The following is a 24,265-nucleotide window of genomic DNA, read 5'->3' as shown; positions in this document are numbered from 1 at the left end:
GCGACCTCTCCGACATCCTCTCGCAGGTACCGGGGCTCTATATGGCACCTGCGGCAAAGGACAGCAAGATGGTGCGCGTTCGCGGTGCGAGTTCTGACCAGACAAAGGTCTATATCGACGGCATTCCGGCATTCCCACTCAACGGTATTGTATCGAATGCCGCATCTGATCTCTCGACCATCCCGGCGGACAGCATCGCGAAGGTTGAGATCATCAAAGGACCGGGACCGGTGCAGTACGGCACGGACTACAAGGGCGGCGTCATCCTCGTTACGACGAAGGACGGCAGGGGGCCCGGCAAGTTCCGCGTGAGTGTCGCAGGTGGGTCGAATCACACCTTCGACACGAAGCTCGGCTACAGCAGCAGCGATAAGAACATCAGTTATGCCGTCAATCTGTCAAGGCATTATTCTGCGGGCTATCTGGAGAATCAGACAGATAAGAAACTATATTTTGACGGCAAGATTCGGTTCAAGACGAGCAATAAATCCTCATTGACATTGAACGGCTACTACTCCGATATGGACAGAGAAGTTCCGGAGTCTGTTGATCCAGCGACAGGCCAGTATGTTGCGCCACGTGGACCCAGATGGTCGGTGCAGGCAGGAAATAATATAACCCCTAATCATGTAAAGAATAACAATGCGACGGATTGGCACTTTAAGGGGTTCCGTCAATCCAATATTGCCCTGCGGTATGAAAGCAGACCGAATGATATATGGCAGTATGATGTTAAGTATTACCACATGATCGATGAGAACAATCTTTGGGTGCGTAATCTGCTCGCGACGGAGGGCGGTTCTCTTCCATTCTTTACGCATGGGGCACCGCAGTGGTATCGCAGTGGATGGTTCTTGCGCGGCAACGGCGTCGAGGCGAATGCATCTGTTGCGTATAACAGCAGAAACGTACTGAGTTTTGGTGCGAAGTATATAAAGCTCAGTTGGAATACGGATGAAAACAATACCTCCTACCGCCGTGATGGCAATGATGCACGTAGGAGTTTCTATGTTGAGAATGCATGGAGCCCGAGCAGAGCAGGACACGCCTGACACTTGGCGTTCGCTATGAGGGGGTAAGGCAGGATTATATGGACAATAAATCGACGCCGAAGACAAGCTCCTATGCGCATGCGACAGACCCCGTCTTTAACATCACGCATGATGCAACGAAACGCGATACCGTTCGTTTCTCGGCAGGGCGCTCGCATGTGTTCGTCGGTTCCAAAGATGCGGCAGGAAATATCCGTAATGGTTATCCCGTTCCAAAGCCGGAGCGCAACAGCAGCTATGAACTTGGCTGGAAGCATAAATTTAGTCCAAAATCTGACCTCGATGTTTCCTATTTCCGTACAGAGGTGAGGGATCGCCTTACTTTTGTGACTTTTGGGAATGACCGTGTCTTAGGAAATGTCGATAAGACCCATATCCGTGGACTGGAACTTGCCTACCGGCAGACATTCAGCCCGAAGTTCTCGGGATTTGCCAACTATTCGTGGATTCGTGCCGAGGATGAGAGCAAGGGGAGGACAACGATTGCTTCGGGACTCCCGACGCGGATGTTCAACTTTGGTGTAACCTACCGCGAGGGAAAGCTGCGCTCGACGCTCCTTGGACGTGCGATGCGTGCACGTCTGGATACGCTCGGCAGACCGACCAGTGCCGGATACTTTGCAGCGGATCTTGATCTGCGCTATGAGCCTATCGCGGATATGGGTGTATTCCTGCGCGTCAATAATCTCTTTGATACGGATTACCAGTATAGCTGGGGAAGCCCTGCCGATGGAACGAACTTCCTGCTTGGCATGGATATGACCTTCTGATTGTTCAATGAAAAACAGAGTTGCCATACGGATAGCGTACGGCAACTCTGTTGTGTTGTTTGGAATCGCTGATCGGTCTGTTTATCGTCCGCCCGAATGCGGCAGAACGTCCGCCATTTTCCCGCAGCATGCGATGTCGGTCTCATAGCCGAAGTGGACGAGGTCGGCAGCGAGTGCGGCATCCGTCACGGTGAACCCCGAAAGCCCGTCTGCTCCGTAGTCAAAGAGGCACGGGTGCATCGGCACGGACGGGCCGACGATGACGGTCACAGCGTTCGCTGAGAGCTCCAACAGGCGCGGCATGGTCTTGTTCGCGAACGTCGCCCCCGTCATAAAGACGTAGTCCTGCTGCGGCAGGAGGAACTCTGCCGCCTCGGCGGGGTAGTCGCCCCACTCAGGCTGCATCTCGAGGATGGAGAGGTCGCAGATGGACTCCCATCTCTTTTGAAAGTTCGGGAAGTGTCCGATGACAGCAACCTTCTTCCCGCGAATCTGCTCCGTATAGAGGGTGAACGCCTCGAGCTTCTTGCGCTCCTCCGGTGTCGCAGCAGATGCATCGTCACCGTGAAACCCCTGCATCGCCGCCACTTTTGACGGCTGATTGTAGTAGGCGTTGATGGCGGCGGCGGCGATGGCCGCCTCCTGCCCCTGCCACGAGCGGACGTATTCGCCCGCCTCACGCAGGGAGCAGCCGAGAAAGCTCTCCTTGCGCAGGCGCGGGCGGCTGTAGGCGGGGATCGTCATGCAGACGCCGACCAGATCGCCCGCGCGCACGAATGTCCACGGACGGCTGACGGCGTAGTCCTCGATGTAGATATCGTCAGGCAGACCGTTGATGATCTCATCGTACAGATTCCAATAGTTCAAAAAAATACCTCCATTCGATGTCTCTGTGTTCATAGGATAGCACAGGGATGCGGAGGTTTCAATGCGAAAGGAGATGCTGATGAAGAAAAGAAATATGCTGCTCGCCCTACTGCTCCTGCTCCTCGTCCTGCTCGTCGGCTGCGGACAGGAGGCAAAGGAGGAGAGTGCACCGGATGCAGAGACATACGCGTTCACGGATTCGGCGGGGCGCACGGTGATGATTCCAAAGCAGATCGACCGCATTGCCCCGTCGGGCGGGCTCGCGCAGATGGCACTCTTTGCGATTGCCCCTGATAGGCTCGTCGGCGTCTCGGGGCAGTGGAAGGACACCGTCCTCCCCTTCGTAGGGGATCAGTATCGTGACCTGCCCGTCCTCGGCCAATTCTACGGGATGAAGAATTTTAACAAAGAGGCCGTGCTCTCAGTCAATCCGCAGATCATCATCGACGTCGGCGAGAAGAAGTCGACCATCGTTGAGGATATGGATCAGATTCAGGAGTCGCTCGGCATCCCCGTGATCTTTATCGAGGCACGTCTCGACAATACCGATGAGGCGTACCGTACGCTCGGTAAAATCCTCGGCCGCGAGGCAGAGGGGAATGCCATAGACGACTACTGTCAGAAAACGTATGCACGCAGTGCAGCGCTCGCCGCGAAGATAAAAGATAAGCCCCGCGTGCTCTATCTCGGCGGACCACTCGGGAACATGGCGGTCGCACATGGCTCGTTCCATGCACAGGTTCTCGATCTGCTCGCGGACAATGTTGCTGTTGTCCCCTCACCTGCCGAGGGCGCGATGACGCAGGTGTCGATGGAGCAGGTGCTCACGTGGAATCCCGACGTGCTGATTCTCGGCGCGGAGTCGGAGCCGGATCTTACGATGCTTCCGTGGCGGGAGATGCGCGCTGTTCAGGAAAAACGCATCCTGCGCGTGCCGGCAAAACCCTATGACTGGATGGGGCGGCCGCCCTCGGTCAACCGCTTTATGGGGCTGTCGTGGCTTGCTGCGCGTCTCTATCCGCAGGAGTCCGGCGTCAATCTGCATGAGGAGATGAAGATGTACTATCATCTGTTCTATCACTATGACCTCAGTGATGCCGAGTGCGATGCATTGCTGGCACAGGATCATGTCGTACCATGAGCCGCATTTCACCGCAGTATAAGCTCACCGTCCTGCTGCTCCTGCTCGTCGCGCTCATCTGCGTGTCCTCCCTCCTCGGACGCTACGCCGTTCGTGCCTCCGATGTGCTCGCGGCGTGCCTAGGCTGGATGGGGCTTGCACCGACGGTGCATGGCGGTGCTCAGGTCGTGATGGAGCTGCGTCTGCCGCGCATCGTCGGCGCGGTTCTCGTCGGCGCAGCGCTCTCTGTCTCGGGGGCGGCATATCAGGTCATGTTCCGCAACCCAATGGTCTCGCCGACCATCCTCGGGGTCTCGGCAGGCGCGGCGTTCGGCGCGGCGATTGCCATTCTGCTGGAGCCTGCCCGTCCTTGTCGTGCACCTTACGACGTTTGGCGGCGGACTGCTCGCCGTAGCAATCACCTATGTGGTCGGGGTGAAATTCTGCCGTGGCGGGAACACGACGCTCGCGATCATCCTCTCGGGCATCATCGTGAGCACACTCTTCACGTCGCTGCTCTCGATGATCAAATACGTCGCCGACCCCTATGACAAGCTGCCCGTCATTGTCTACTGGCTGATGGGGAGCCTCGCGTCGATCACACGTGACAATCTCATCCTGCCGCTCCTCCTGATGGCAGCGGCGTTCCTGTTGCTCTATTTCCTGCAGTGGAAGATCAACCTGCTCTCGTTCGGCGATGAGGAGGCGAAGTCGCTCGGCATCCCCGTCGAGCGGCTCCGCCTGACAGTGATCATCTGTGCGACGCTCATGACAGCGGCAGCAGTGGCGATCTCGGGGATCATCGGGCTCGTCGGGCTCGTCGTACCGCATCTCGTGCGGTTTATCGTTGGACCCGATTTCCGCTTTCTCCTGCCGGGCTCAGCACTCATGGGCGGGCTGTTCCTGCTCGCCTCGGATAACCTCGCACGGACGCTGTGGACGATGGAGATCCCGCTCGGGATCCTCACCTCACTCTTTGGCGTGCCGTTCTTTCTCTATCTGCTGATCAAATATCATCATAGCTGAGACTGAGGAGGGATGCGATGTTACTCGAACTGAAATCCGTGTCCTGCGGCTATGGGGAAAAGGCGATTTTTCAGGACATCTCGTTCTCCGTCGCGCGCGGGGAGACGCTCTGCCTGCTCGGTCCGAACGGTGTCGGCAAGACAACGCTCCTTAAGACCATCCTCGGACTGCTGCCGCCGATGGCAGGAGAGATTCTCCTGTCGGGCGAGAACATCTCCGCGTGGACGGTGGAGGAGCGTGCGCGGCGTATCGCGTATGTCCCGCAGATGCATACGCCGCCGTTTCCCTTCACCGTGCACGATGTCGTCGTGCTGGGGCGGGCTGCCCACATCAGCAGTTTCGGCATTCCGGGGAAAAAGGATCGCAGGATTGCAGACGATGCGATCGAGATGCTCGGCATCGGACATCTTGCCCAAAAGATCTACACGAAGATCAGCGGCGGTGAGCGTCAGCTCGTCCTCCTCGCGCGCGCCATCGCACAGCAGCCGCAGCTCCTGTGCATGGATGAGCCGACGGCGAGTCTTGACTTTGGCAATCAGGTGCTCGTGATGAACCGCATCCGCGCTCTCGGCGCAGAGGGCGTCACGGTGATGATGACGACACACGCGCCGAGTCATGCCTTCTACTGTGCCGACCATACGTCGGTCATGGGGCGCGATGGCGTGTTCTTCGTCGGGCGGACGAACGATGTGATCACGGAGGAGCGCCTTGAAAGACTGTACGGGGTCACGGCAAAGATTGTCGGCTATGAGAACATTCCCGAAACACGCACCTGTGTCCCGCTCCCGCCCATGGGATCGGCGGAGCACTGTGCGGGTCGAGGGAATCGTTGATCATACTAGTGATCCCTCAGGGGCAGCGGCATGTGACCGACATGGTCTTCGTGCCGCTGCCCTTTCTTTCTTTTTTCTGCATTTTATGGTATCCTAGAGAGGAAGCAATCACTGTTTTCAGGGGAGGAAGCAATCATGGCAGAGTACACGTACACCGTGGAGAAAGTTTGTCCGGTCTGTGGGGAAAAGACGCACGTGACAAAGATGAAGGCGCGCCTCATCACGCTCAGCACGGATGAGGATTTCTGCGTTCACTACAAGGACGTCAACCCGTACCTCTATCGTGTCTGGCTGTGCGAGCACTGCGGTTTTGCGGCGGACGAGAAGCATTTTGATCCCGCGGCACTCAGCGCACGTGACAAGGGAAAGGCAAAGGAACTCCTCGAAGGGCGCACGATCAACCTCCCGTACACGGAAGAGCGCACGACAGAGGAGGCGATCCGCGCCTACAAGCTCGGGCTCTACTTCGCCGAAAAGCTGGGCTGGCCGCTGCAGAAGCAGGCGGGCTACCGCATGGGCATGGCGTGGGTCTACCGTGACACGGAGGAGCACGAGAAGGAGGAGGAGTGCCTGCGGCGTGCGGCGGAGCTCTATGAAAAGTCCGTCATGACGGAGCACTATCCGATCAACGGCATGAGTGACAATATGGCAATGTATATCGCGGGTGCGGCGTACTACCGTATCGGCGATTTTGAGAAAGCGACGCAGATGCTCTCGCGCATCATGAGCGATCAGGAGATTCGCAAGTCCGATGCAAAGCTCTTTGAGCGTGCACAGAATCTCTGGATGGATCTGCGTGAGAAAAAAGCTGAGGCAGAGAAGGAAAACTAAATGGCGATTGATATTCCTCCGCAGTGGGTGGAGCAGGTACAGCGCATCGACTGGGGAAGTGTCCGTGCCGCAGTGGCGGACTATGGTCCCGTGCTCACAGTGCTGCGCGATACGTGGGATCGCGAGACGATCAGCGAGATCGCGGACGGGCATCTCTTCGTCCGCGACGCGGTGCTGAACGAGGCGATAGCGCATAACCTCGGTACGGACAGCACGATCCGCTCCGTAGAGCTCACCTCGCATGAGGATGGACATCTCGGCATCGTCTGCACGACCGATAAGAAATACAAGCGGATCGAGCTCTCGGGAACGATCAAGGAGTTTGTCCATACGGGGGAGAAGTCCTATGCAGTCTACCATGTGGACAAGAAGAAACTGCCCAATCACGGACTCGTCTCATGGCTCTTTTCACGGCTGTCGCTGTCGATGGTCGAGCGCATGGTCGGACGGCTCGATGTGTCAGATCGCATCCCCGTGGATATCAAGGGAAACAATGTCACGGTGGACTTTCACGATGTCCTCGCGGCGTCGCGTCTCGGCACGACAGCGTTCCGCGGGCATTCGCTGCTGAGCATGGTGGAGATCGAGGGCGCGACGGTGAAGGAAGGCGGCATCATGTTTGATACACATCTGAACGTGCCCGACGATGTGAAGGATGCGCTGCGCGCAATTTTGAAGGAAAAATCGGCTGCGCTGCAAAGCAGCACAGGAGAAGGAGACGGACATTGATGAGGCGATTGATTCAGCTGCTCTGTATCGCGATGCTCACCGTATGGATCCAGCCGCAGGCGGCGGACGCGGCAAAGGCGGAACCCGTGACGGAGAAGATCATCTTCATCCCGCATGACAGCCGCCCGATCTCGAGTACGCAGACGGCGGATGTCGTAACCAAGGCAGGCTACGAGGTCGTCGTTCCGCCGACCGAGCTGCTCGGCAGCCGTGAGAATCTGGGACATCCCGATCAGCTCTGGACATGGGTGCACGAGAATATCGCACAGCCCGGTGTCAAGGCAGCGGTTATCTCCTCGGATGCGATGGTCTACGGCAGCCTCGTCGGCTCGCGCAAGCACAACGAGTCGCGTGCACAGATCCTCGCACGCGCGTCGCGCTTTACGGAGCTGCACCGTGCGAATCCCAAGGTGCCGCTCTACGTCTTTGGCTCGATCATGCGCACGCCGCGTACGGGCGAGGCATCGGGACATGAGGAGCCGGAGTACTACCGCCGCTATGGGGCGGATATCTTCCGCTACACCCTCCTGCGTGACAAGGAGGAGGTCGAGGGGCTCTCGCGCCGTGAGCGCAAGGAGTATGAGTTCCTCACGCGCCTCATCCCGAAGGAAGCCCTCACGGACTGGATGGGACGACGCGAGAAGAACTATGCGGTCAACGAGTTCCTCATCAATCTCATGCGCAAGAATGGGACGTTCCACTACCTCGCGCTCGGGCGTGATGATAATGCGCCGTTCTCCCAGACCCATCTTGAGAGCCGGCATCTCGCGGCAGTAGGCGCAGAGCTCGGCAAGACTCGGTTTCAGACGATGGCAGGCATCGACGAGATCGCCCTCCTCATGCTGACGCGCGCAGTGAACGAGCAGCGTCATGAGGTGCCGTTTGTCTTCGTCCGCTACAACTGGGGACGCGGCGCGGACACTGTGCCTGCGTACTCGGATGAGAAGATCGGCACCTCGATCAACGATGCGATTCTCGCCGCCGGTGGGATGAATGTGCGCGCGCCGGAGAAGGCGGATGTCGTCCTCACGGTGAATACGAACCCCGACGGGCGCACCTACGAGGCGAATATGCCCGTCAATGACGGAACGCTGCGCGAGGGGACGGCGTATTTTGCCGATATCGTGTCGGACTATGTGGCACGAGGCTATCCCGTCTCGATTGCCGACGTTGCCTTTGCCAACGGCGCGGACAACGCGCTCATGGCGGAGCTGCAGCGGCGCGGTCTGCTCTACAAGATTCGTGCCTATGCAGGGTGGAACACCCCGACGAACAGCTCGGGCTATGCGCTCGGCGAGGGGATGCTCGTCCGTCACATGAATGCGGACGCCGTCGACCAGCTGCTGACGACGCGCTACCTCGACGACTGGGCGTATCAGGCGAATGTGCGCAATACGATTGCACGGCAGCTCACGTGGCTGCGCGGTGACGGATTCTACGGCAGTCTCGGCTCAAAGATGGATGCCGTCTCCGTGCGCTCCACGCGCATGATGAACCGCTTCATCGAGAACAATCTGCCGCCCATGGCGGAGATGAACAGTGTCGTCGTGACATTCCCGTGGAACCGTATGTTTGAGGCGGACATTCAGCCCGAGCAGCAGGGCTTTGCCCATGATTATTTGGAAGGAAGGAAATAATATGTACGGAAAACGGATGATCGCCTTCTTTTCTGCATCACCTTCGCGGCGCACGGCAACGGTTGCCCATAAGATCGCCGACGTCATCGGCGCAGACCTTTACGAGATCCGCCCGGTCATCCCCTATACCGAGGACGATCTCGACTGGGACGATAAGACGAGCCGCGTCAACGTTGAGATGCACGACCCAGCCTGCCGCCCCCAGATCGAGGGAGAGCTTCCCGATCTCGCGCCGTATGAGACCATCTTCGTCGGGTTCCCGCTCTGGTGGTTCGCTGCGCCGCACATCATCAATACATTTCTCGAAAGCTACGACCTTACGGGGAAAACCATTGTGCCGTTTGCTACCTCGGGCGGCAGCTCCCTCGGGCAGACGGTGACGCATCTGCGCCCCTCAGCGCAGGGCGCACTCGTCAAGGAAGGCCGCCGCTTTGAGATGGGCGAGACCCCGATGGCGATCAACTCATGGGTCGCGGCGCTTGGGATCTGACATAGAAAAACACGATTGTCGTCGTTGCACGGCAGTCGTGTTTTTACGTGGCTTCATTAACATGAGGCGATCTTTTGAAGTTGTGCGTATAGTGCTGAGATATCATTTGGGATCGTTTCCCATAGTAAGGAATCACTGATAAAATGAGGTCTGCCAGATTGGCGTAGATTTTTTGTCCGATTGAGGCAGCAAACCGGACGCATAGCAAAGGCTATGTGGAGGATTTGCTAACGAAAAGCGGGCGAAAAAGATGCGTCAAGATGGTCGTGCCGAATTTATCAGTGCTTCCTAAGTCCTTATCTGCGGACTCGTACTCATGGGCAAAGAGATTTCTTATTCCGCTTATCCCTATCGTTCATAGAGCAACACCTCGTCACGTTTGAGATTTTCTTTGAACAGGTCGGAGTCAGGGAGTTTGTTCAGAAGATCGAGTTCCGTGCCGAGGGCATCTTTGAGATCTGAATAGATACCGCTTAGCATAAAAAAACTTTTGATATCCCCCTCGATGCGCAGATCGACATCACTGCTTTCTGTTGCATTTCCACGTGCGTACGAGCCGAAGAGATAGGCTTTACGTATTGGATATTTTTCGCAAATAGGGGCAACGCGTTTCCTGATGGCGGCAATAGACAGCATGATGACACCTCCCTATATATCATATACTGTTTGTTCTTCTGGTTTCAAGTCAATGTGAAAAATTTTCTTTAGACAGAGTGGGACTTTATACGATAAAATATAGGAATGTGCGAATGACCGCGCCGTGATGCGCGCATACGGCTTCTCGACGAAGCTCACGGAGTCGGCGTGCGTGGCGGAGCTGATGAAGCGATATGAGGAATTGGTACAGAGAGGAATAGAGGAGAAAAAGTGATTTCATCTAAGATTCGATTCCCCGTCATCTTTGTGGGGATCTTTGTCGCCGCGATTCTTGCGGCACTCTACTTTGCGACCTTTGGGCGCATGGCAAAGGCAGACCCTGCCGAGAGCATCCAGCTCTACTGCGATGCTTTTGTACGGCAGGATGAGGAGGCGCAGAAGAAACTCACGTCCTACGGTGCACCGACGGATGCGTTCAACATGAAGGCGGCGTTCGCGAATGCCCTCCAGACGGCGGGAGCGAATCTCTCGCCCGAGGAGGCAGCGGAGATCGGTGATGCCTATATGGAGTCACTGAAAAACGCATCGATCGAGACCTCTGTCTCAAATCAGGGGGAAGGGCAGGCGACGGTTGAGGTGACGGTGACGCGGTTTAATATGATGGCAGCACGCGAGAAGGCGACATCTCTCATGCGTTCCCGTATGAAGCTGAACGGGGCACCCGAGGAGCTGCGTAAGACAGCCGTCGATGCGACGGCAGATGCCTATCGGGAACTCCAGCCGATGGGGATGGCGACGTTCTACGTCCCTGTCCGCTACAACGAAAAGACACGCATCTGGGATCCCGCCGACCCTGTGCAGTTCGGTTTTGACCTGTCGAAGCAGACCATGGGCGTAGAGTAGGCGTCCCAACACCTGCGAAAAAAGCCTCCCCCGCTTGTGGTGGAAGGGGAAGCCGTAAACTCTCGTGGATATACACAATAGAGAGGAGCATCAATATGGCAGAGACAGATTGGCAGCATACCGATCAGGTAACGGCAGAGGGGAATCCACGCCATCCCGAGGGGGATGCGGGGCGTACGATGCTCGCACGGATGAACGAAAGCCATGCGCATCTCGTGGACTGGGGACTTGGGTATCTCGCCCTGCACCCAGCGGATACGGTACTCGACATTGGCTGCGGCGGCGGCAATACGCTCGCGCGCGTGGCAGAGCGTGTGACGGAGGGGCACCTCGTCGGCATCGACTACGCCGAGACCTCGGTGGAGGCGTCGCGCGCCTTCAATGCGGCATTGGTCGAGCGTGGACGAATGGAGATCCTCCATGGCTCGGTTGAGGCACTCCCGTTTGCGGACGGGCATTTTGATGCCGTCGTGACGGTGGAGAGTTTTTACTTCTGGCCGACTCCCGAGGAGAGCCTGCGGGAGGTTGCACGCGTTGTGCGTGAGGGCGGATCGTTCCTCCTGCTGGCGGAGATCTGCGGGCGGGACGACCTGCCGAAGAGCACGCGTGCCAAGGTCGCGGAGTATCAGCTGACGAACCCGACCCCCACAGAGTTTGAGCAACTCTTCCGCGCAGCGGGATTCCGCGAGGTACAGATTCACCTCAAGGAAGGCGAGTATTGGATCGCAGTCGTGGGCGTGCGGTAAAAGTTTTTACCGCTGCACAGTGTCCTAAGGATACAAGGGTATTTCCCTTGGAATTTTCCATCAAACAGCGGGTACAGAATCGTCATAGAGCTCGTGTGGGGCAATGTCCTGCCCATCTGCCCATGCAACTGTAGCACCTGATACATGAACTGTTTGAAAAACAGCGGGAATTTTTAGCTTTTCGTACCATGACCCTTTGATGTACGGCATTACATCAAAAATTTTCTTCTCACCTGTATCAAAGAGCAGCAGTAATTTATAATCAGGAAGCGGCTTTACATCGAGTACTTTAGGCCGTAGCATGATATGTACTCCTTTATTGCAGAGGAGGGCCACATATCTCTCCTATCATCTCTATTATACCAAGTATCATAGCATATTCCGCAGGAACTCTCGTGTGCGTTCTTCCTTCGGCGCACGGAAGAATGTCTGCGGTGCGCCTTGCTCGACGATGACACCGTTCTCCATAAAGACGACGTTGGTGGCGGCCTCGCGTGCGAATGCCATTTCGTGTGTGACGACGATCATGGTCATGTGCTCGGCAGCGAGGTCACGCATGGTGTGCAGCACCTCGCCGGTGAGCTCAGGGTCGAGGGCGGAGGTCGGCTCGTCAAAGAGCATGATGTCCGGCTTCATGGCGAGGGCGCGCGCGATGGCGACGCGCTGCTGCTGTCCGCCCGAGAGTTGGCTCGGGTAGTAGTTCTCACGGTCGGAGAGTCCAATTTTTTTGAGGAGGTCGCGGGCGTAGGGGAGGATCTCGTCGCGTTTCATCCCCTTGACGTGAATTGGTGCCTCGATGAGGTTCTCGATCACGGTCATGTGGGGGAAGAGGTTGAACTGCTGAAAGACCATGCCCGTCGCCATGAGGATGCGACGCACGTCGGCAGCGTCTGCGTAGGTCGCCGATGCCGCACCGTCCGGCGTATGGCAGAGTACCTCTCCGCCGATCGTGATGTCGCCGCGGTCGATGGTCTCCAATCGGTTGATGCAGCGCAGGAGCGTTGACTTGCCGGAGCCGGAGGAGCCGATGATGGCGAGCACCTCGCCGCGCGCGAGGGTGAGGTCGATCCCGCGGAGAACGCTGAGCTCACCAAAGGATTTGTGGATGCCGCGCATCCTGAGCATCGTGTCTTTAGTTTCCGTATCTGCCATAGTGCGCCTCCAGTTTTTTGAATCCATAGGTGAGTACAGCGGTCATGGCAAGGTAGAAGATGCCTGCGATGAGGAAGGGGGTCATGTCAAACTCGCGCTGTACGATGGTGCGCGCGACGCGCAGGAGGTCGTTCATGGCGAGGATGTAGACGAGGGATGTGTCCTTGACGAGGTTGATGGTCTCGTTGCTGACGGGCGGCAGGGTGATGCGCAGTACCTGCGGCAGGATGATGCGGCGCATGGTGAGCGGGCCGCTCATGCCGAGGACGCGCGCCGCCTCGAATTGACCGCGCGGCACCGCCTGTATGCCCGCACGGAAGATCTCGGCGAAGTAGGCGGCGTAGTTGAGGACGAAGGCGAGCAGTGCCGCTGCAATGTCGGGGAGCAGGATGCCGACCATCGGCAGGGCGAAGTAGACGAAGAGCAGCTGCAGCATGAGCGGCGTACCGCGCATAATCCAGATGTAGATTTCGAGGATGCGGCTGAGCGGCCGAAAGCGAGAGAGTCGTCCGAGCGCGACAAAGAGCCCCAGCGGCAGGGAAAGCGCGAGCGTGACACAGAAAATCTCGAGGGTGATGCCTGAGCCCTCGAGCATGAGACGGATGGTATCCAGTGTTTTGTCCATGAATGATATTCCTTACAGAAAAAGGGGCTGCCGCACGATGATTCGACATCGTACAGCAGCTCTTTCTTTGTGCCTCTGCCACGTGCGGCAGAAGGGCAACCATTTACTTCGTGATGTCCTTGGCGAACCACTTCGTCGAGATCTTGGCGATCGTGCCGTCTGCCTTCATCTCGTCGAGGACCTTCTGCACCTCGTCGCGCAGCTTCGTGTTGTCCTTCGCGAATGCGATGCCGAACTCGCTCACAGGACCGACGACCACGTCGAGCGCATCCAGTGTGTCGGGATGCTTGCTCATGTAGTAGCGGCCGACGATCTCGTCGCCGATGACGGCATCGAGACGGCCATTCTCAAGATCCATGAATGCCGCAACGTAGTCGGGGTACTTCTTGACCTCCTTGACTTCCTTCTTATAGAAATCTGAGGCGTCCATGTACTCCTCCGCCGTGCCCGCACTCTGCGTGCCGACGGTCTTGCCCGCGAGGCTCTTCTCATCCGTGACGGCGGTGTTGCCCTTCTTCACGAAGATGATCTGGTGGTTGTCCATATAGGGCTTCGAGAAGAGCATGCTCTCCTTGCGCTTTTCGGTGATGTCGAGACCGTTCCAGAGCACCTGCACGCGGCCGCTCTTGAGCTCGGCTTCCTTACTCGACCAGTCGATCGCCTTGAACTCAACCTCACGACCGAGACGTTTTGCTGCTTCCTCTGCGAGATCAACGTCGAAACCGACGATCTTGTTGTTCTCGTCCTTAAAGCCCATCGGCGGGAAATTGTCGTCAAGTCCGACGATGATCTTTCCCATCTCTGCCGCATTATCCGTCGAGGGGGCTTTCTCAGTGCTGCCGCACCCTGCGAGGAGTGCTGCCGAGCAGGCGAGTACCGTTGCTCCGGTCAGAATCGCTTTCCAGTTCATCTTCGTTTCTCCTTATCCTTCTACTGCTTTAACACAATAAAGTACTGATGTGTGTGTATTATACGATAGGTGAAGAAAATATGTCAAGTTTTTTTTAATTAAGCAGGTTTTTTTCTTTTCAGGTCGAAATATTTATAGACATGAGAATTTCGTAAGGAAGAATGACGTAAACCGAGGGAGGGGCTTGCTTTGCGTGCAATATCCGTAGACGATCTTGAGAATGGGATGATCCTAGCGCGGACGATCGTCAACGCCAAGCGCGTGGTGGTGGTGTCGGAGAATACGGAGCTGACGAAGGCGCACATCACGCGCCTGAAGTTTCTGAAGATCCCCGTTGTCTACATCAAGGACGAATCGGAGCTGAAGGAGGAGCGTTCGCCGATCTTCTCGCGCAGCAATCTCTTCATCAAGCAGTATGAGAATGTCATCGGTACGGCGAAGTCGATCTTTGAGGAGACAAAGAAGACGGGCACGGTTCCCGTGGAAGAGACGAATGAGATGGTGCAGGAGGATCTGCTGCCGCTCTCACGCCGCAGCGGAACGATTGACTATCTCAATGAGGTCAACCATCTCGCGAGCGACATCTATAACCACTCGTTGCGTGTGTCGATCCTCGCGGGGGTCATTGCCAAGTGGATGAAGCTCGACCGTGAGACGGCAAAGGATGTTGTTCTTGCGGGATTCCTCCACGATGTCGGCAAGTCGCGTTTTGATCAGCGTCTGCTCGAAAAGAATGTAGAAACGCTTGAGGGCGAGGACTATGAGAACTACATCCAGCATACGGTAGATGGAGCGCATATCCTCAACAATGTGGCGGGACTGACGGAGGGCGTGCGCCTTGCGGCGATGCAGCATCATGAGCGCATGGACGGCAGCGGCTTCCCGTTCAACAGCAAGGGCGACGACATTCATCTCTATGCTCGCATCATCGCTGTGGCGGATCTCTATGACAATATCACGGTCGAACGCGAGGGCTACCCGCGCCGCACGCCGTTCGATGCGGTGACGGAGATTGCGCGGCAGATGTATACGACGCTCGATCCGCAGGTTTGCCTGCCCGTCCTGATGAATATCAAGAATGCCTTCCTCGGCTCGCGTGTGCTCCTCAGCAATCATCGCGAGGGAACGATCACGGCATATCCGCACGGTGTTGTGCCGCTCCCGATCGTGACGATTTCGGAGGATGAGGTCATCGATCTCAATGAGGAGAAGAAGATTAAGATTCTGGAGTACAACCCGAAATAATAAAGAACATAGAAAAGCCCATCGGCGTGAACCAATGGGCTTTTTTGGTGTCCGCTGTCAGCAGACAGCCTGGAGTTTGTTATACCATTCGAGAACCTCGTCATAGATCGTGCTGATCTCCTCCAATGGGATGTGTTCATGCGCACAGCACGCAACAACTGACGACCAGTTGCCCTGTTCGTAGGAGATGACGAGGTCGAGCAGACGGCGCAGAGCGTTGTCCTCACCAAGCAGAGCAGCATTCAACTCGTCGGAGAGAGTGAGCTCCTTGAGTATCTCCGCCATCGGCTGGTTGAGCAGTACGTCAATTAGGGAGAACATGCCAAGCAGGAAGCCCGTGTCCGGCGTGAGGTCATGCCGGTTCAGACTGCGGGCAATCAGCTCGCAGAATTTTGCACGCAGGAGCGAGAGGGTGAAGAGTTCGCTCGGTTTGTCCTCGGAGAAGGTTTGGAGACTGATGAGTGTCACCCAGCTGCGGATCCCGCTGAAGCCAAGGAGCACAGCAGCCTGCCGTAGGTTGGAGACGTGGTTGGTCAGTCCGATGCCGACCGAGTTGATATAGGTGAGGAGTTTGTACACGAGATTCGTATCCGCCCCGATCACTTCCGTGATGGCGTTAAAGTCAACGTTCGGACGGTTGACCTCCTTGAGAAGGCGAATACGCGATAGCTCGTTGTTGGTGAGTCTCTTTTGGTGCAGGACGACGGGTTTGCAGAAAAAATAGCCCTGGAAGAGGACATAGCCATCCTCCACTGCCTGACGGAATTCGTCCTCTGTCTCAATCTTCTCGGCGAGAAGCCGCACCTGCGGGGGGAGCACCTTGCGCAGGTTGGCACGCTCCTCGGGAGCTGTCGTGATGCGAAAGTCCACCTTGATGATGTCCGCCATGTTGATGAGCGGCTCGTAGCCAGGGAGCAGGACAAAGTCGTCGAGAGCGATCTTGTAGCCTGCATCCTTTAGATCACGTACGGCTTCGAGAATTTCAGGAGTCGGCTGCACCGTCTCGAGTACCTCCACGACGATGCTGTCGGAGGGCAGGAGTTTCGGTGCACGCGACAGGAGATTCTTCTCTGTGAAGTTGATGAAAGCCTTTCGGTTGGAGACGAGTTTTTTCATGCCAAAATTGAGCATGGCGTTGACCATGACGCTCTGTGTTGCCACATTTCCGTCGAGATTGGGGTCAAAGGCGTTTTTCAGACCACTGCGAAAAAGAATCTCGTATGCGTAGACATTCTTTTGCAGATCGAGAATCGCCTGACGCCCGATGAATGCATCTTCCATAAGGGAACCTTCCTTCATCTTGTATACGATCGCGGTAAATTATCATTCTCGTATACATATTATATCGACATTTTATGAAAATATATCATAGCTTTCTCGAAAAATAAATGAAAAACAGTAGACCAGATGGTATAATATAATAGGAAGAATGAAAAAATGGATGTGGTAATTTGTTGAATGACATACAAATCGGACGCTATATGCCCGGAGATTCCTTCCTGCACCGCATGGATCCACGCGTCAAGATTGTTCTCCTGTTCTTCTACCTGCTGCTCGTTTTCTTCGTCGAGAACGTAGCAGGCTTTCTTGCGCTTGGCATCAGCATTGCGCTGCTCATGATCGTTTCTCAGGTTCCGCTTGGAATGCAGCTGCGCTCGATTCGGCCGATTCTCTGGATCGTACTCTTTACGTTCGGCGTGCACCTCTTTATGACGCCGGGGACGGAACTGTTTGCCGTCGGCCCCCTGTCGGCGACGTGGGAGGGGCTGACACGCGGCGTGTATATCGGGCTGCGCCTAATCCTGCTCATCCTGTTGAGTACGCTGCTGACACTAACGACGAGTCCGCTGCGCCTGACCGACGGGCTGGAGGCACTTCTCTCTCCGCTGCGCCATGTGGGGGTTCCCGTGCATGAGCTGTCGATGATGATGACGATCGCCTTACGCTTTATCCCAACACTGCTGGAGGAGCTGGATCGCATCATGAAGGCGCAGAAGGCACGTGGGGCGGATTTTGAGCATGGCAGTATCGTGCGGCGGATGCGTGCCATTGTACCCGTGCTCGTGCCGCTCTTTCTCTCTGCGTTTCGCCGTGCCGATGAGCTTGCAATGGCGATGGAGGCACGCTGCTACCGCGGCGGTGAAGGACGTACGCAGATGAAGGAGCTGTACATCGGGCGTGTCGACTATGCGGCTGTCGTCGTCTTTATCCTCGGTGCGGCGGGCATCTGTGCCGTGAGTGTGGGAGGGCTGAGCTTTGCGCCCTGAGCATGTGGCGATGATGAAGGCGCGTGCGCGAAATATCGCGCTGAAGGTCGCCTACGATGGGACGAACTATCACGGCTTTCAGCGGCAGACGCCGCCCATCCGTGCCGTGCAGAATGTTCTTGAGGCGGCGCTCGCCCAGGTCTGCGGTGAGACGGTGGAGCTTGCGTCGGCGGGGCGCACGGATGCGGGGGTTCATGCCTATGGTCAGGTGGTGAATTTCTTCACGGACGGACGCATCCCGACGGAGCGCCTGCCGCGTGCGGTGAACGGCCTCCTGCCGCCGGATATTGTCGTGTCGGAGGCGTGGGAGGCAGCGCGGGATTTCAGCGCACGGCACAGTGCGACGGGCAAGGCATACGTCTATCGCATGAAGGAGTGCCGCGTGCCGGATCCCTTCACACGCAGCTATGCATGGCAGATTTTTCAGCCGCTCGATTACGATGCGATGCGGGCGGCGCTGCATCTCCTTGAGGGGACGCATGACTACTCCTCATTTCGTGCGTCGGGTGGTGCGCCGATGTCGCCCGTCCGTACGCTCGATACGATCCGTCTGACGGCGGAGGGGGAGGGGCGTCTCTCGCTCTATATCCACGGCACGGGCTTTCTCTATCACATGGTGCGCAATATCGTCAGTACGGCTGTGGCGGTCGGTACGGGGCGTATCTCCAAGGATCGCTTTGCGGAGATCTTTGCGGCACGGGATCGTCGGCTCGCGCCGCCCACGGCTCCGGCCGGCGGGCTGTATCTACTCGCGGTGGATTATGACGGCACATCGGAAAGGAGCCATACCGATGGAGCAGGAAATGCTGCAGCGTCTTGTGACAAATGCCGTACGTGAAATGCGCTTGCCGTCTCGTCCGGAGGGACGCGGCAGTCATGTACTGACGCTCGTGGATGCCGTCCTCGATGCAGCACTGGATGAAGAGGCAACGGACATCCATCTTGAGCCGATGGAGGAAGGACTGCGCATCCGCGTCCGCGTCGATGGGCTGCTGCGCGCGTATCCGATCCTGCTGCCGGCGGCAATCGCTCCGGTAGTTATTGCACGTCTAAAGGTGATGGCGGGCATCGACACGGCGAAGCGCAACCGTCCGCAGGATGGGCAGATTCGCTATCCACACAGGGAGCGCAGCGTCGATATGCGCGTGGCGGTTCTTCCTGTCGTGGGCGGTGAGCGCATGGTTGTGCGCATTATGGACGGGACGGAGCGATTCCTTCACTGCAGGGAGCTCGGTTTCACGCCGGAAAACGAAGCGATTTTTGAACGACTCATCCATCGACCGACGGGGCTCCTCCTCGTCTGTGGACCGATGAACTCGGGCAAGACAACGACGCTCTATGCGGCACTCGCCGAGCTCAATGACCCAAACTGTCACATTATGACGCTCGAAGATCCCGTGGAGCGGCGTATTGACGGAATCAGTCAGTTTGCCGTATGTCCAGAGGCGGGGCTGACCTTTGTCGCGGGACTGCGGGCAGCACTGCGGCAGGATGTCCAGAAGATCCTCTTGGGCGAGATCCGCGACCGTGAGACGGCGGAGATGGCGGTGCGTATTGCCCTCACGGGACACGCGCTGTTCTCGACGCTCCATACGGAGGACTGTGTCGCCGCGATTTTTCGCATGATCGAGATGGGGACGCCGCCCTATCTGCTCGCAGCGACGCTCTCGGGGGTCGTAGCCCAGCGGCTTGTGCGCCGTGTTTGCGTTCATTGTCGTGAGACGTACACCGTCGCTGCAGGCTCAGATGAGGCTCTTCTCCTCGGATCGCTCTATCATGAAGGGATGACGCTCGTGCGCGGGCGCGGCTGCCCGCACTGTCGCGGGAGCGGTTATCATGGACGCATGGCGATACATGAGATGCTGCCCATCTCCGAGCATATCCGCACGGCGATCCTCGGAGCGAGATCGCGAGATGATCTGCGGCGCGCGGCAGGGGCGGAGGGGATGCGCTCTCTCTGGCAGGACGGCGCGGCAAAGGCTATCGAAGGGGAGACGACGTTAGGGGAGGTGGAGCGTGCACTCTATGGATGAAACGGACGCGTGGCAGGAACTGCTGCGCCGCATGATGACAGTGAATGCCTCGGATCTCCATGCGGCACCGCATCAGCAGATACAGCTGCGCCGTGACGGCATGCTGATGGCGGAGGATCTCATTCCCACAGCGGCACTGATGGAGGCGTGTGCCTGTCAAATGCTCTCGGATGCGCAGCGCGCTCTTCTTTCTGTGCAGGATGTCGATGCCGCGTGGAACTGGGAGGGACGGCGGTTTCGAGGAAACTTTTATCGAACGCAGGAGGGGATGGCTCTTTCCCTGCGTCTCCTGCCTGAGCGCATCATGACGCCCGATGAGGTCGGTATGCCGTCTGCCGTGCGTACGGCTCTTGAGATGAGGGATGGACTCGTACTGCTCTGCGGAGCGACGGGGGCAGGCAAGACGACAACGCTTGCCGCGCTCATTGATGCGGTCAACCATACGCGTTCCCTCCATATCATCACACTTGAGGATCCCGTCGAATATGTTTTTGCCGCAGATCGTGCCTTTTTCAGTCAGCGGGAAGAGGGGCGGGATTTTGCTTCCTTTCCCGATGCTGTGCGCAGTGCGCTGCGTGAGGATCCCGACCTCCTGCTCGTGGGTGAGATCCGTGACCGTGCAACCATTGAGGCGACACTCCTCGCGGCGAAACATCTCTTTGAGCTCATGAGACCGGCTGCTCTCTTTGGTCGTCCTGTCGTGTACAGCGGGCACGTAGATGGATGCGAGCCCGCGCAGACGCACAATGGGAAGTGCGTAGAGGCTGTCTCTTATCCCCATCTACAATCCACGCGGGGACGGCCGCGCAGGCGGCGCGCCGCGTGGAGAGTTTCTTTCCGGCGGATGCGCGGGATGCGGTGCGCGCACAGTTTGCCGATGTCGTCCGCGGCATCTTTGCTCAGCGCCTTCTGCCGCGGCGGGGCGGCGGCCGTATTGCCGCGTTTGAGACGCTGGTTGGTACCTCCGCCGTGCGAAATGTCCTGCGGCAGGGACGCTATGATCAGCTTGAGACGCTCATGATGAGCGGTGCTGCGCAGGGGATGCAGACGGCGGAGATGGCAGAGGCCGAGCTTCGTGCACGGGGCGTCCTCGCATGACGATATTTTCTTATACGGCGTGCACGGCAGAGGGGCGAAAGATACACGGCATCATTGAAGCCGAGAGCGCGCCGGCAGCGGCACGGATGCTCATGGAGCGCGGTGAGACGGCCGTGCGCATCGAGGAGCGACGGACGCTGCGCCTGCCGCAGCATACACAGCAGTGGCTGTCGCGCCGTGGCGGCGTGACGGACGAGGAGAGAATCGCCTTCTTTCAGGAGCTATCTGCCCTTCTCGCCGTGGGACTTCCCCTGCACCGCGCACTGGAACGCCTGCGCGACGGCGTGGGAGAAACATCATCGTCGGGACGGCTGCTCCATGCTCTGCATCATGCGGCCATGCAGGGGATGCCGCTTTCACAGGCGATGGAGACGAAGAGGCAGATCTTTTCCCCTGTTCTCATCGGCATGGTACGCGCGGGGGAGGAGAGCGGCTCGCTCGATGTCGTGCTCGGAGCGGCAGCGTCGTTTCTCACAGAGGAGTACCGTATGCGCGAGGCACTGTGGAGCGCGCTCCTCTATCCGCTTTTTTTACTGGCGGCAGTCGTGCTCTCCATCGTCCTCATGACCGTCTTTATTCTGCCCATCTTCGCGGCACTCCTCGCGGATCTGCATGCCGATCTTCCACTGCCGACACAGCTGCTCGTCACGGTGTCGGCACAGATCGCCGATGCGCCTGTGGCGACGGTATGTCTCCTTCTCGCCGTGCCCCTCGGTATCGGGCTGCTCCTGCGCATTCCGACGGCGCGCTTTCTCTGTGACCGCTGCATCCTGCGGCTGCCCGTTGTGGGCGTATTCATCCGCTGTCGTGCGTGGCAGATGATCCTATGCGTTCTCGCCGTTCTCCTGCGCAGTGGGATTCGCCTCGACCGCGCCATTGCACTGGCATGCACGGCAACGGGAAATCGTGCGCTTCGCCGTCAGCTGAGCAGCATAGAACAGCGACTTACCGAGGGACGCAGCCTCACACAGATCATGGCAGATGACCCCTATCTGCCGTCTCTCGTGCGTGGTATGCTAGCCGCAGGCGAGGAGGCGGGGGAATTGGAACGCATTCTTCCGCAGGCAGCCGAGTATTGCGCACGCCGGGCGGAAACCATTGGACAACGTGTGACGGCACTCGCCGAGCCGATGATGATCGTCGTTGTCGCGGGGCTCATCTTCTTTGCCGTACTCTCCTTTCTCCTACCGATCTTCGACGCGATGGATGCGATGATGTAATGGCGATGGGATAAACGCAATACTTACGAAATAAATATCCACCCGCATAGCGGGTGGTTTTTCATTTTCGGGCATAGCCCTTATGTAATTGGCAGCGTACAAGTACGCCTTTTATTGGCCTGCCAGCCATGCACAGATTACTTGCCACCCATAAATGGGTCTCTTGGGTCAAACAAGCTCAGTTGATCCTGCTCCCGATCCTTCTTCAGCTGGTCAGCTATGTACTCCTTAATCGCCTTGGTGTTCTTTCCTACGGTATCGACATAATACCCTTTGCACCAAAACTCTCGATTACGGTATGCAAACTTCATGTTCCCATACTTCTGGAATATCATTAAGCTGCTCTTGCCCTTTAGGTATCCCATAAAGCTCGATATGCTGATCTTCGGCGGGATACTTAACAGCAGGTGGATATGATCCGGACAGATCTCCCCTTCAATGATCTCTACCCCCTTCCACGCGCACAGCTTTCTTAGGATCTCCCGGATTTCCAGCCGTTTCCCTTCGTAGAATACTTTTCGCCGATACTTCGGTGCAAACACAACGTGATACTTACAATTCCACTTTGTGTGTGCTAAACTATGCGTATCGGCATTTTGTTGTTTCGACATAGTGCTGTTTCCTCCCTAGTGTCTTCACTATTTTTAGGCTGGCAGGCTTACGCATAGTTTAGCACACTGGGGATTTTCTGTTCACCGCTTAAGCTCTTTCCAACCACGCGACTATCGCGTGGTTTTCTTTATACAAAAAGACGCTTCTCACAGTATAGTGAAAAGCGTCTTTTTATTTTTATTTCCGCATGCGCCATGACTGATAGAAGATGGCGAGGCATGCGCAGGCAAGGAACATGAGGAGCAGGTCGCACTGGTATGTCCATGTTCCCGTAAGTCCGCCAAATGATAGATGTTCAAAGAGGATCTTGTCGTAGATGCGCGTCGTGATAAAGCGGTGAATGCCTGCTGCCGTCAAAAGAATACCGACGACATATAGAACGCGTGGCATCGTCCGTGGGATACGCAGCGGGATACGGCGCAGCAGAGCTCTCCACAGCATGCGGGCATGCAGACCGACATGCACGCCAACGACGAGAAAGAGCAGCACACCGGCAGAGAGGTGGACTGCGTGGACGTAGATGGATGCGAGCCCGCGCAGACGCACAATGGGAAGAGCGTAGAGGGAGATGAGTATGCCCGATACCAAGGTCACGGCAAGGAGCAGGAGCATGATGATGTTCACCGTGTTGAGTGCCGTCATCGGCAGGCGCCGCCAAAAGAGCGCGCGAAGATAGGCGCGCTCGAGCCACAGGTGGATGCCGCCGAGGATGAGAAGGGCACAGCCCAGATACTCATGCACGGGCTCCGTCGTCAGCAAACGGTTTGGCAGAAAGAACATGAGGAGCGTGATGAGGACAAAGAGCAGGGGGCGCATCAGTTGTGGTACCCCAATCCCTCCAGCCAGACGGCAATGTGCTTATTTGTCTCTGTCGCATTGTCACGCACCGTCTTGCCGCGGATGCACATCCCCGGAAACGCCGCCGCGCCCTTGGCATAGTTCGGGATATCCGCCTCTTTGCCGCTCATTGCATTGCCCGATCCGGTGGAGAATGGGATGATGACCTTATCTGCGAAGTCATAGCTCTCAAGGAAGGTGTAGATCGGCATCGGTAGATCCTGGTACCAGATCGGATAGCCGAGGAAGATGATGTCGTACTGCGCCATATCATCGAATTTTGATGCGAGCAGCGGGCGCGCCTGTTTGGATTGCTCCTCTTTTGCCACCTCTGTCATCTCCTTGAGGTCGATCGGGTAGGGGATGACAGTCTGTATCTCGAACGTGGCATCCGCATGGATAAGCTCTGCAAGCTGCTCAGCAAGGAGCGCCGTGTTTCCCTTTTCGACGTAGCCAACTTCGTGGTTTTCCCCTGCGCGCGAGAAGAATGCAACGAGCACGCGTTTTCCTTCAAAGGAAGCAGGGGGCTTCAGCGGTTGAGAGAGGTCGAGGGCAGCATGATCTTCCTCTGCGTCGTCGGCTGCCGTATTTTTACTCCCGCAGCCGAGCGTGAGAAGAAGCAGCGCGGCAAGCAATACGGCGAGAATTTTTTTCATGGATATTCT

General features: G+C 57.2%; 25 protein-coding genes and 2 pseudogenes. 17 read left to right on the top strand and 10 right to left on the bottom strand.

The window, feature by feature from the left end; translation table 11 throughout:
- The first annotated feature begins 41 nt into the window (after positions 1-41).
- Together C1713_RS12360 and C1713_RS12355 are read left to right on the top strand one after the other, a co-directional pair.
- Entirely contained in the window at positions 42-1,052 is a 1,011-nt protein-coding gene (locus C1713_RS12360) for a TonB-dependent receptor (RefSeq protein ID WP_245870988.1), read from the top strand.
- A gap of 38 nt (positions 1,053-1,090) precedes the next feature.
- A complete protein-coding gene (locus C1713_RS12355; RefSeq protein WP_245870987.1) occupies positions 1,091-1,822 on the top strand; it encodes a TonB-dependent receptor domain-containing protein in 732 nt (243 codons plus the stop codon).
- An 81-nt stretch (positions 1,823-1,903) separates the two neighbouring features.
- Here C1713_RS12355 and C1713_RS04705 read toward each other — a convergent pair whose 3' ends face one another.
- Positions 1,904-2,689 carry a Rossmann-like domain-containing protein gene (locus C1713_RS04705; RefSeq protein ID WP_061946469.1) on the bottom strand — a complete coding sequence of 262 codons (786 nt, stop codon included), beginning with the start codon at positions 2,687-2,689 and terminating at the stop codon, positions 1,904-1,906.
- Between the two features lie 79 nt (positions 2,690-2,768).
- On the opposite strand from C1713_RS04705, the gene C1713_RS04700 reads away from it, so the two are divergent.
- The 7 genes and pseudogenes from C1713_RS04700 to C1713_RS04670 all read left to right on the top strand — a co-directional run bounded on the left by C1713_RS04700 (position 2,769) and on the right by C1713_RS04670 (position 9,355).
- A complete protein-coding gene (locus tag C1713_RS04700) occupies positions 2,769-3,830 on the top strand; it encodes an ABC transporter substrate-binding protein (RefSeq protein ID WP_245870986.1) in 1,062 nt (353 codons plus the stop codon).
- Positions 3,827-4,835, top strand: a pseudogene (locus C1713_RS04695) (FecCD family ABC transporter permease). The gene C1713_RS04700 and the pseudogene C1713_RS04695 overlap by 4 nt, the downstream one beginning before the upstream one ends.
- A 17-nt stretch (positions 4,836-4,852) precedes the next feature.
- On the top strand, positions 4,853-5,668 hold the full coding sequence (locus C1713_RS04690; protein ID WP_102493186.1) for an ABC transporter ATP-binding protein: 816 nt from the start codon (positions 4,853-4,855) through the stop codon (positions 5,666-5,668).
- Positions 5,669-5,803: 135 nt separating this feature from the next.
- Positions 5,804-6,499 (top strand): DUF2225 domain-containing protein, encoded by a 696-nt coding sequence (locus C1713_RS04685; RefSeq protein WP_102493185.1) that lies wholly within the window; start codon positions 5,804-5,806, stop codon positions 6,497-6,499.
- Positions 6,500-7,228, top strand: coding sequence for a hypothetical protein (locus C1713_RS04680; protein ID WP_102493184.1), 729 nt, complete (start codon positions 6,500-6,502; stop codon positions 7,226-7,228).
- Positions 7,228-8,865, top strand: coding sequence for a DUF4127 family protein (locus C1713_RS04675; protein ID WP_102493183.1), 1,638 nt, complete (start codon positions 7,228-7,230; stop codon positions 8,863-8,865). The genes C1713_RS04680 and C1713_RS04675 overlap by 1 nt, the downstream gene beginning before the upstream one ends.
- A 1-nt stretch (position 8,866) precedes the next feature.
- A complete protein-coding gene (locus tag C1713_RS04670) occupies positions 8,867-9,355 on the top strand; it encodes a flavodoxin (RefSeq protein ID WP_009754150.1) in 489 nt (162 codons plus the stop codon).
- A gap of 348 nt (positions 9,356-9,703) precedes the next feature.
- On the opposite strand, the gene C1713_RS04660 is transcribed toward C1713_RS04670, so the two are convergent.
- A complete protein-coding gene (locus C1713_RS04660; protein WP_009754151.1) occupies positions 9,704-9,991 on the bottom strand; it encodes a nucleotidyltransferase family protein in 288 nt (95 codons plus the stop codon).
- Positions 9,992-10,222: 231 nt separating this feature from the next.
- Between C1713_RS04660 and C1713_RS04655 the strand changes: the two genes are divergently transcribed.
- Complete coding sequence (locus C1713_RS04655; RefSeq protein ID WP_102493182.1) at positions 10,223-10,855, top strand: hypothetical protein; 633 nt, start codon at positions 10,223-10,225, stop codon at positions 10,853-10,855.
- A 95-nt stretch (positions 10,856-10,950) separates the two neighbouring features.
- Positions 10,951-11,601, top strand: a complete 651-nt coding sequence (locus C1713_RS04650; RefSeq protein WP_102493181.1) for a class I SAM-dependent methyltransferase — start codon at positions 10,951-10,953, stop codon at positions 11,599-11,601.
- Between the two features lie 60 nt (positions 11,602-11,661).
- Here the strand turns inward: C1713_RS04650 and C1713_RS04645 are convergent, their stop codons facing one another.
- The 4 genes from C1713_RS04645 to C1713_RS04630 all read right to left on the bottom strand — a co-directional run bounded on the left by C1713_RS04645 (position 11,662) and on the right by C1713_RS04630 (position 14,288).
- Positions 11,662-11,904, bottom strand: a complete 243-nt coding sequence (locus C1713_RS04645) for a DUF2442 domain-containing protein (protein WP_102493180.1) — start codon at positions 11,902-11,904, stop codon at positions 11,662-11,664.
- 66 nt (positions 11,905-11,970) lie between these two features.
- On the bottom strand, positions 11,971-12,753 hold the full coding sequence (locus tag C1713_RS04640) for an amino acid ABC transporter ATP-binding protein (protein WP_102493179.1): 783 nt from the start codon (positions 12,751-12,753) through the stop codon (positions 11,971-11,973).
- The gene (locus C1713_RS04635) at positions 12,734-13,378 is read right to left on the bottom strand and encodes an amino acid ABC transporter permease (protein WP_061946492.1); all 645 of its coding nucleotides are present in this window, start codon (positions 13,376-13,378) and stop codon (positions 12,734-12,736) included. The genes C1713_RS04640 and C1713_RS04635 overlap by 20 nt, the downstream gene beginning before the upstream one ends.
- 103 nt (positions 13,379-13,481) lie before the next feature.
- Positions 13,482-14,288 (bottom strand): amino acid ABC transporter substrate-binding protein, encoded by an 807-nt coding sequence (locus C1713_RS04630; RefSeq protein WP_061946494.1) that lies wholly within the window; start codon positions 14,286-14,288, stop codon positions 13,482-13,484.
- A gap of 225 nt (positions 14,289-14,513) precedes the next feature.
- On the opposite strand from C1713_RS04630, the gene C1713_RS04625 reads away from it, so the two are divergent.
- Positions 14,514-15,533 (top strand): HD-GYP domain-containing protein, encoded by a 1,020-nt coding sequence (locus tag C1713_RS04625; protein ID WP_009754159.1) that lies wholly within the window; start codon positions 14,514-14,516, stop codon positions 15,531-15,533.
- Positions 15,534-15,590: 57 nt separating this feature from the next.
- Here the strand turns inward: C1713_RS04625 and C1713_RS04620 are convergent, their stop codons facing one another.
- Positions 15,591-16,814, bottom strand: a complete 1,224-nt coding sequence (locus C1713_RS04620) for an EAL and HDOD domain-containing protein (protein WP_061946495.1) — start codon at positions 16,812-16,814, stop codon at positions 15,591-15,593.
- Positions 16,815-16,984: 170 nt separating this feature from the next.
- Between C1713_RS04620 and C1713_RS04615 the strand changes: the two genes are divergently transcribed.
- The 5 genes and pseudogenes from C1713_RS04615 to C1713_RS04590 all read left to right on the top strand — a co-directional run bounded on the left by C1713_RS04615 (position 16,985) and on the right by C1713_RS04590 (position 22,151).
- Entirely contained in the window at positions 16,985-17,800 is an 816-nt protein-coding gene (locus C1713_RS04615; RefSeq protein ID WP_102493178.1) for an energy-coupling factor transporter transmembrane component T family protein, read from the top strand.
- 13 nt (positions 17,801-17,813) lie between these two features.
- Positions 17,814-18,638, top strand: coding sequence for a tRNA pseudouridine(38-40) synthase TruA (gene truA / locus C1713_RS04610; RefSeq protein ID WP_170950796.1), 825 nt, complete (start codon positions 17,814-17,816; stop codon positions 18,636-18,638).
- On the top strand, positions 18,592-19,833 hold the full coding sequence (locus tag C1713_RS04605; RefSeq protein WP_009754163.1) for a GspE/PulE family protein: 1,242 nt from the start codon (positions 18,592-18,594) through the stop codon (positions 19,831-19,833). The genes truA and C1713_RS04605 overlap by 47 nt, the downstream gene beginning before the upstream one ends.
- Positions 19,826-20,931, top strand: a pseudogene (locus C1713_RS12350) (type IV pilus twitching motility protein PilT). The gene C1713_RS04605 and the pseudogene C1713_RS12350 overlap by 8 nt, the downstream one beginning before the upstream one ends.
- A complete protein-coding gene (locus C1713_RS04590) occupies positions 20,928-22,151 on the top strand; it encodes a type II secretion system F family protein (RefSeq protein ID WP_102493177.1) in 1,224 nt (407 codons plus the stop codon). The pseudogene C1713_RS12350 and the gene C1713_RS04590 overlap by 4 nt, the downstream one beginning before the upstream one ends.
- Positions 22,152-22,288: 137 nt before the next feature.
- On the opposite strand, the gene tnpA is transcribed toward C1713_RS04590, so the two are convergent.
- From tnpA to C1713_RS04575, 3 genes are all read right to left on the bottom strand, one after another.
- Entirely contained in the window at positions 22,289-22,762 is a 474-nt protein-coding gene (tnpA, locus tag C1713_RS04585) for an IS200/IS605 family transposase (protein WP_050342360.1), read from the bottom strand.
- A gap of 178 nt (positions 22,763-22,940) precedes the next feature.
- Complete coding sequence (locus tag C1713_RS04580; RefSeq protein ID WP_102493176.1) at positions 22,941-23,579, bottom strand: DUF4405 domain-containing protein; 639 nt, start codon at positions 23,577-23,579, stop codon at positions 22,941-22,943.
- Entirely contained in the window at positions 23,579-24,256 is a 678-nt protein-coding gene (locus C1713_RS04575; RefSeq protein WP_009754167.1) for a flavodoxin, read from the bottom strand. Before C1713_RS04575 ends, C1713_RS04580 begins: the two co-directional genes overlap by 1 nt.
- Positions 24,257-24,265 lie beyond the last annotated feature (9 nt).

The organism is Centipeda felix (assembly GCF_900186465.1).
Taxonomy (GTDB): domain Bacteria; phylum Bacillota; class Negativicutes; order Selenomonadales; family Selenomonadaceae; genus Centipeda; species Centipeda felix.
This window is presented reverse-complemented; position numbering and strand designations above follow the sequence as displayed.

Coding starts and splice junctions, on each gene's coding strand:
- C1713_RS04650 (WP_102493181.1), top strand. CDS start 10,951: ATGGCAGAGACAGATTGGCAGCATACCGATCAGGTAACGGCAGAGGGG.
- C1713_RS04660 (WP_009754151.1), bottom strand. CDS start 9,991: ATGCTGTCTATTGCCGCCATCAGGAAACGCGTTGCCCCTATTTGCGAA.
- C1713_RS04635 (WP_061946492.1), bottom strand. CDS start 13,378: ATGGACAAAACACTGGATACCATCCGTCTCATGCTCGAGGGCTCAGGC.
- C1713_RS04690 (WP_102493186.1), top strand. CDS start 4,853: ATGTTACTCGAACTGAAATCCGTGTCCTGCGGCTATGGGGAAAAGGCG.
- tnpA (WP_050342360.1), bottom strand. CDS start 22,762: ATGTCGAAACAACAAAATGCCGATACGCATAGTTTAGCACACACAAAG.
- C1713_RS04640 (WP_102493179.1), bottom strand. CDS start 12,753: ATGGCAGATACGGAAACTAAAGACACGATGCTCAGGATGCGCGGCATC.
- C1713_RS04620 (WP_061946495.1), bottom strand. CDS start 16,814: ATGGAAGATGCATTCATCGGGCGTCAGGCGATTCTCGATCTGCAAAAG.
- C1713_RS04700 (WP_245870986.1), top strand. CDS start 2,769: ATGAAGAAAAGAAATATGCTGCTCGCCCTACTGCTCCTGCTCCTCGTC.
- C1713_RS04575 (WP_009754167.1), bottom strand. CDS start 24,256: ATGAAAAAAATTCTCGCCGTATTGCTTGCCGCGCTGCTTCTTCTCACG.
- C1713_RS12355 (WP_245870987.1), top strand. CDS start 1,091: ATGGACAATAAATCGACGCCGAAGACAAGCTCCTATGCGCATGCGACA.
- C1713_RS04685 (WP_102493185.1), top strand. CDS start 5,804: ATGGCAGAGTACACGTACACCGTGGAGAAAGTTTGTCCGGTCTGTGGG.
- C1713_RS04630 (WP_061946494.1), bottom strand. CDS start 14,288: ATGAACTGGAAAGCGATTCTGACCGGAGCAACGGTACTCGCCTGCTCG.
- C1713_RS04645 (WP_102493180.1), bottom strand. CDS start 11,904: ATGCTACGGCCTAAAGTACTCGATGTAAAGCCGCTTCCTGATTATAAA.
- truA (WP_170950796.1), top strand. CDS start 17,814: ATGAAGGCGCGTGCGCGAAATATCGCGCTGAAGGTCGCCTACGATGGG.
- C1713_RS04605 (WP_009754163.1), top strand. CDS start 18,592: ATGGAGCAGGAAATGCTGCAGCGTCTTGTGACAAATGCCGTACGTGAA.
- C1713_RS04675 (WP_102493183.1), top strand. CDS start 7,228: ATGAGGCGATTGATTCAGCTGCTCTGTATCGCGATGCTCACCGTATGG.
- C1713_RS04625 (WP_009754159.1), top strand. CDS start 14,514: ATGATCCTAGCGCGGACGATCGTCAACGCCAAGCGCGTGGTGGTGGTG.
- C1713_RS04670 (WP_009754150.1), top strand. CDS start 8,867: ATGTACGGAAAACGGATGATCGCCTTCTTTTCTGCATCACCTTCGCGG.
- C1713_RS12360 (WP_245870988.1), top strand. CDS start 42: ATGGCACCTGCGGCAAAGGACAGCAAGATGGTGCGCGTTCGCGGTGCG.
- C1713_RS04590 (WP_102493177.1), top strand. CDS start 20,928: ATGACGATATTTTCTTATACGGCGTGCACGGCAGAGGGGCGAAAGATA.
- C1713_RS04580 (WP_102493176.1), bottom strand. CDS start 23,579: ATGCGCCCCCTGCTCTTTGTCCTCATCACGCTCCTCATGTTCTTTCTG.
- C1713_RS04680 (WP_102493184.1), top strand. CDS start 6,500: ATGGCGATTGATATTCCTCCGCAGTGGGTGGAGCAGGTACAGCGCATC.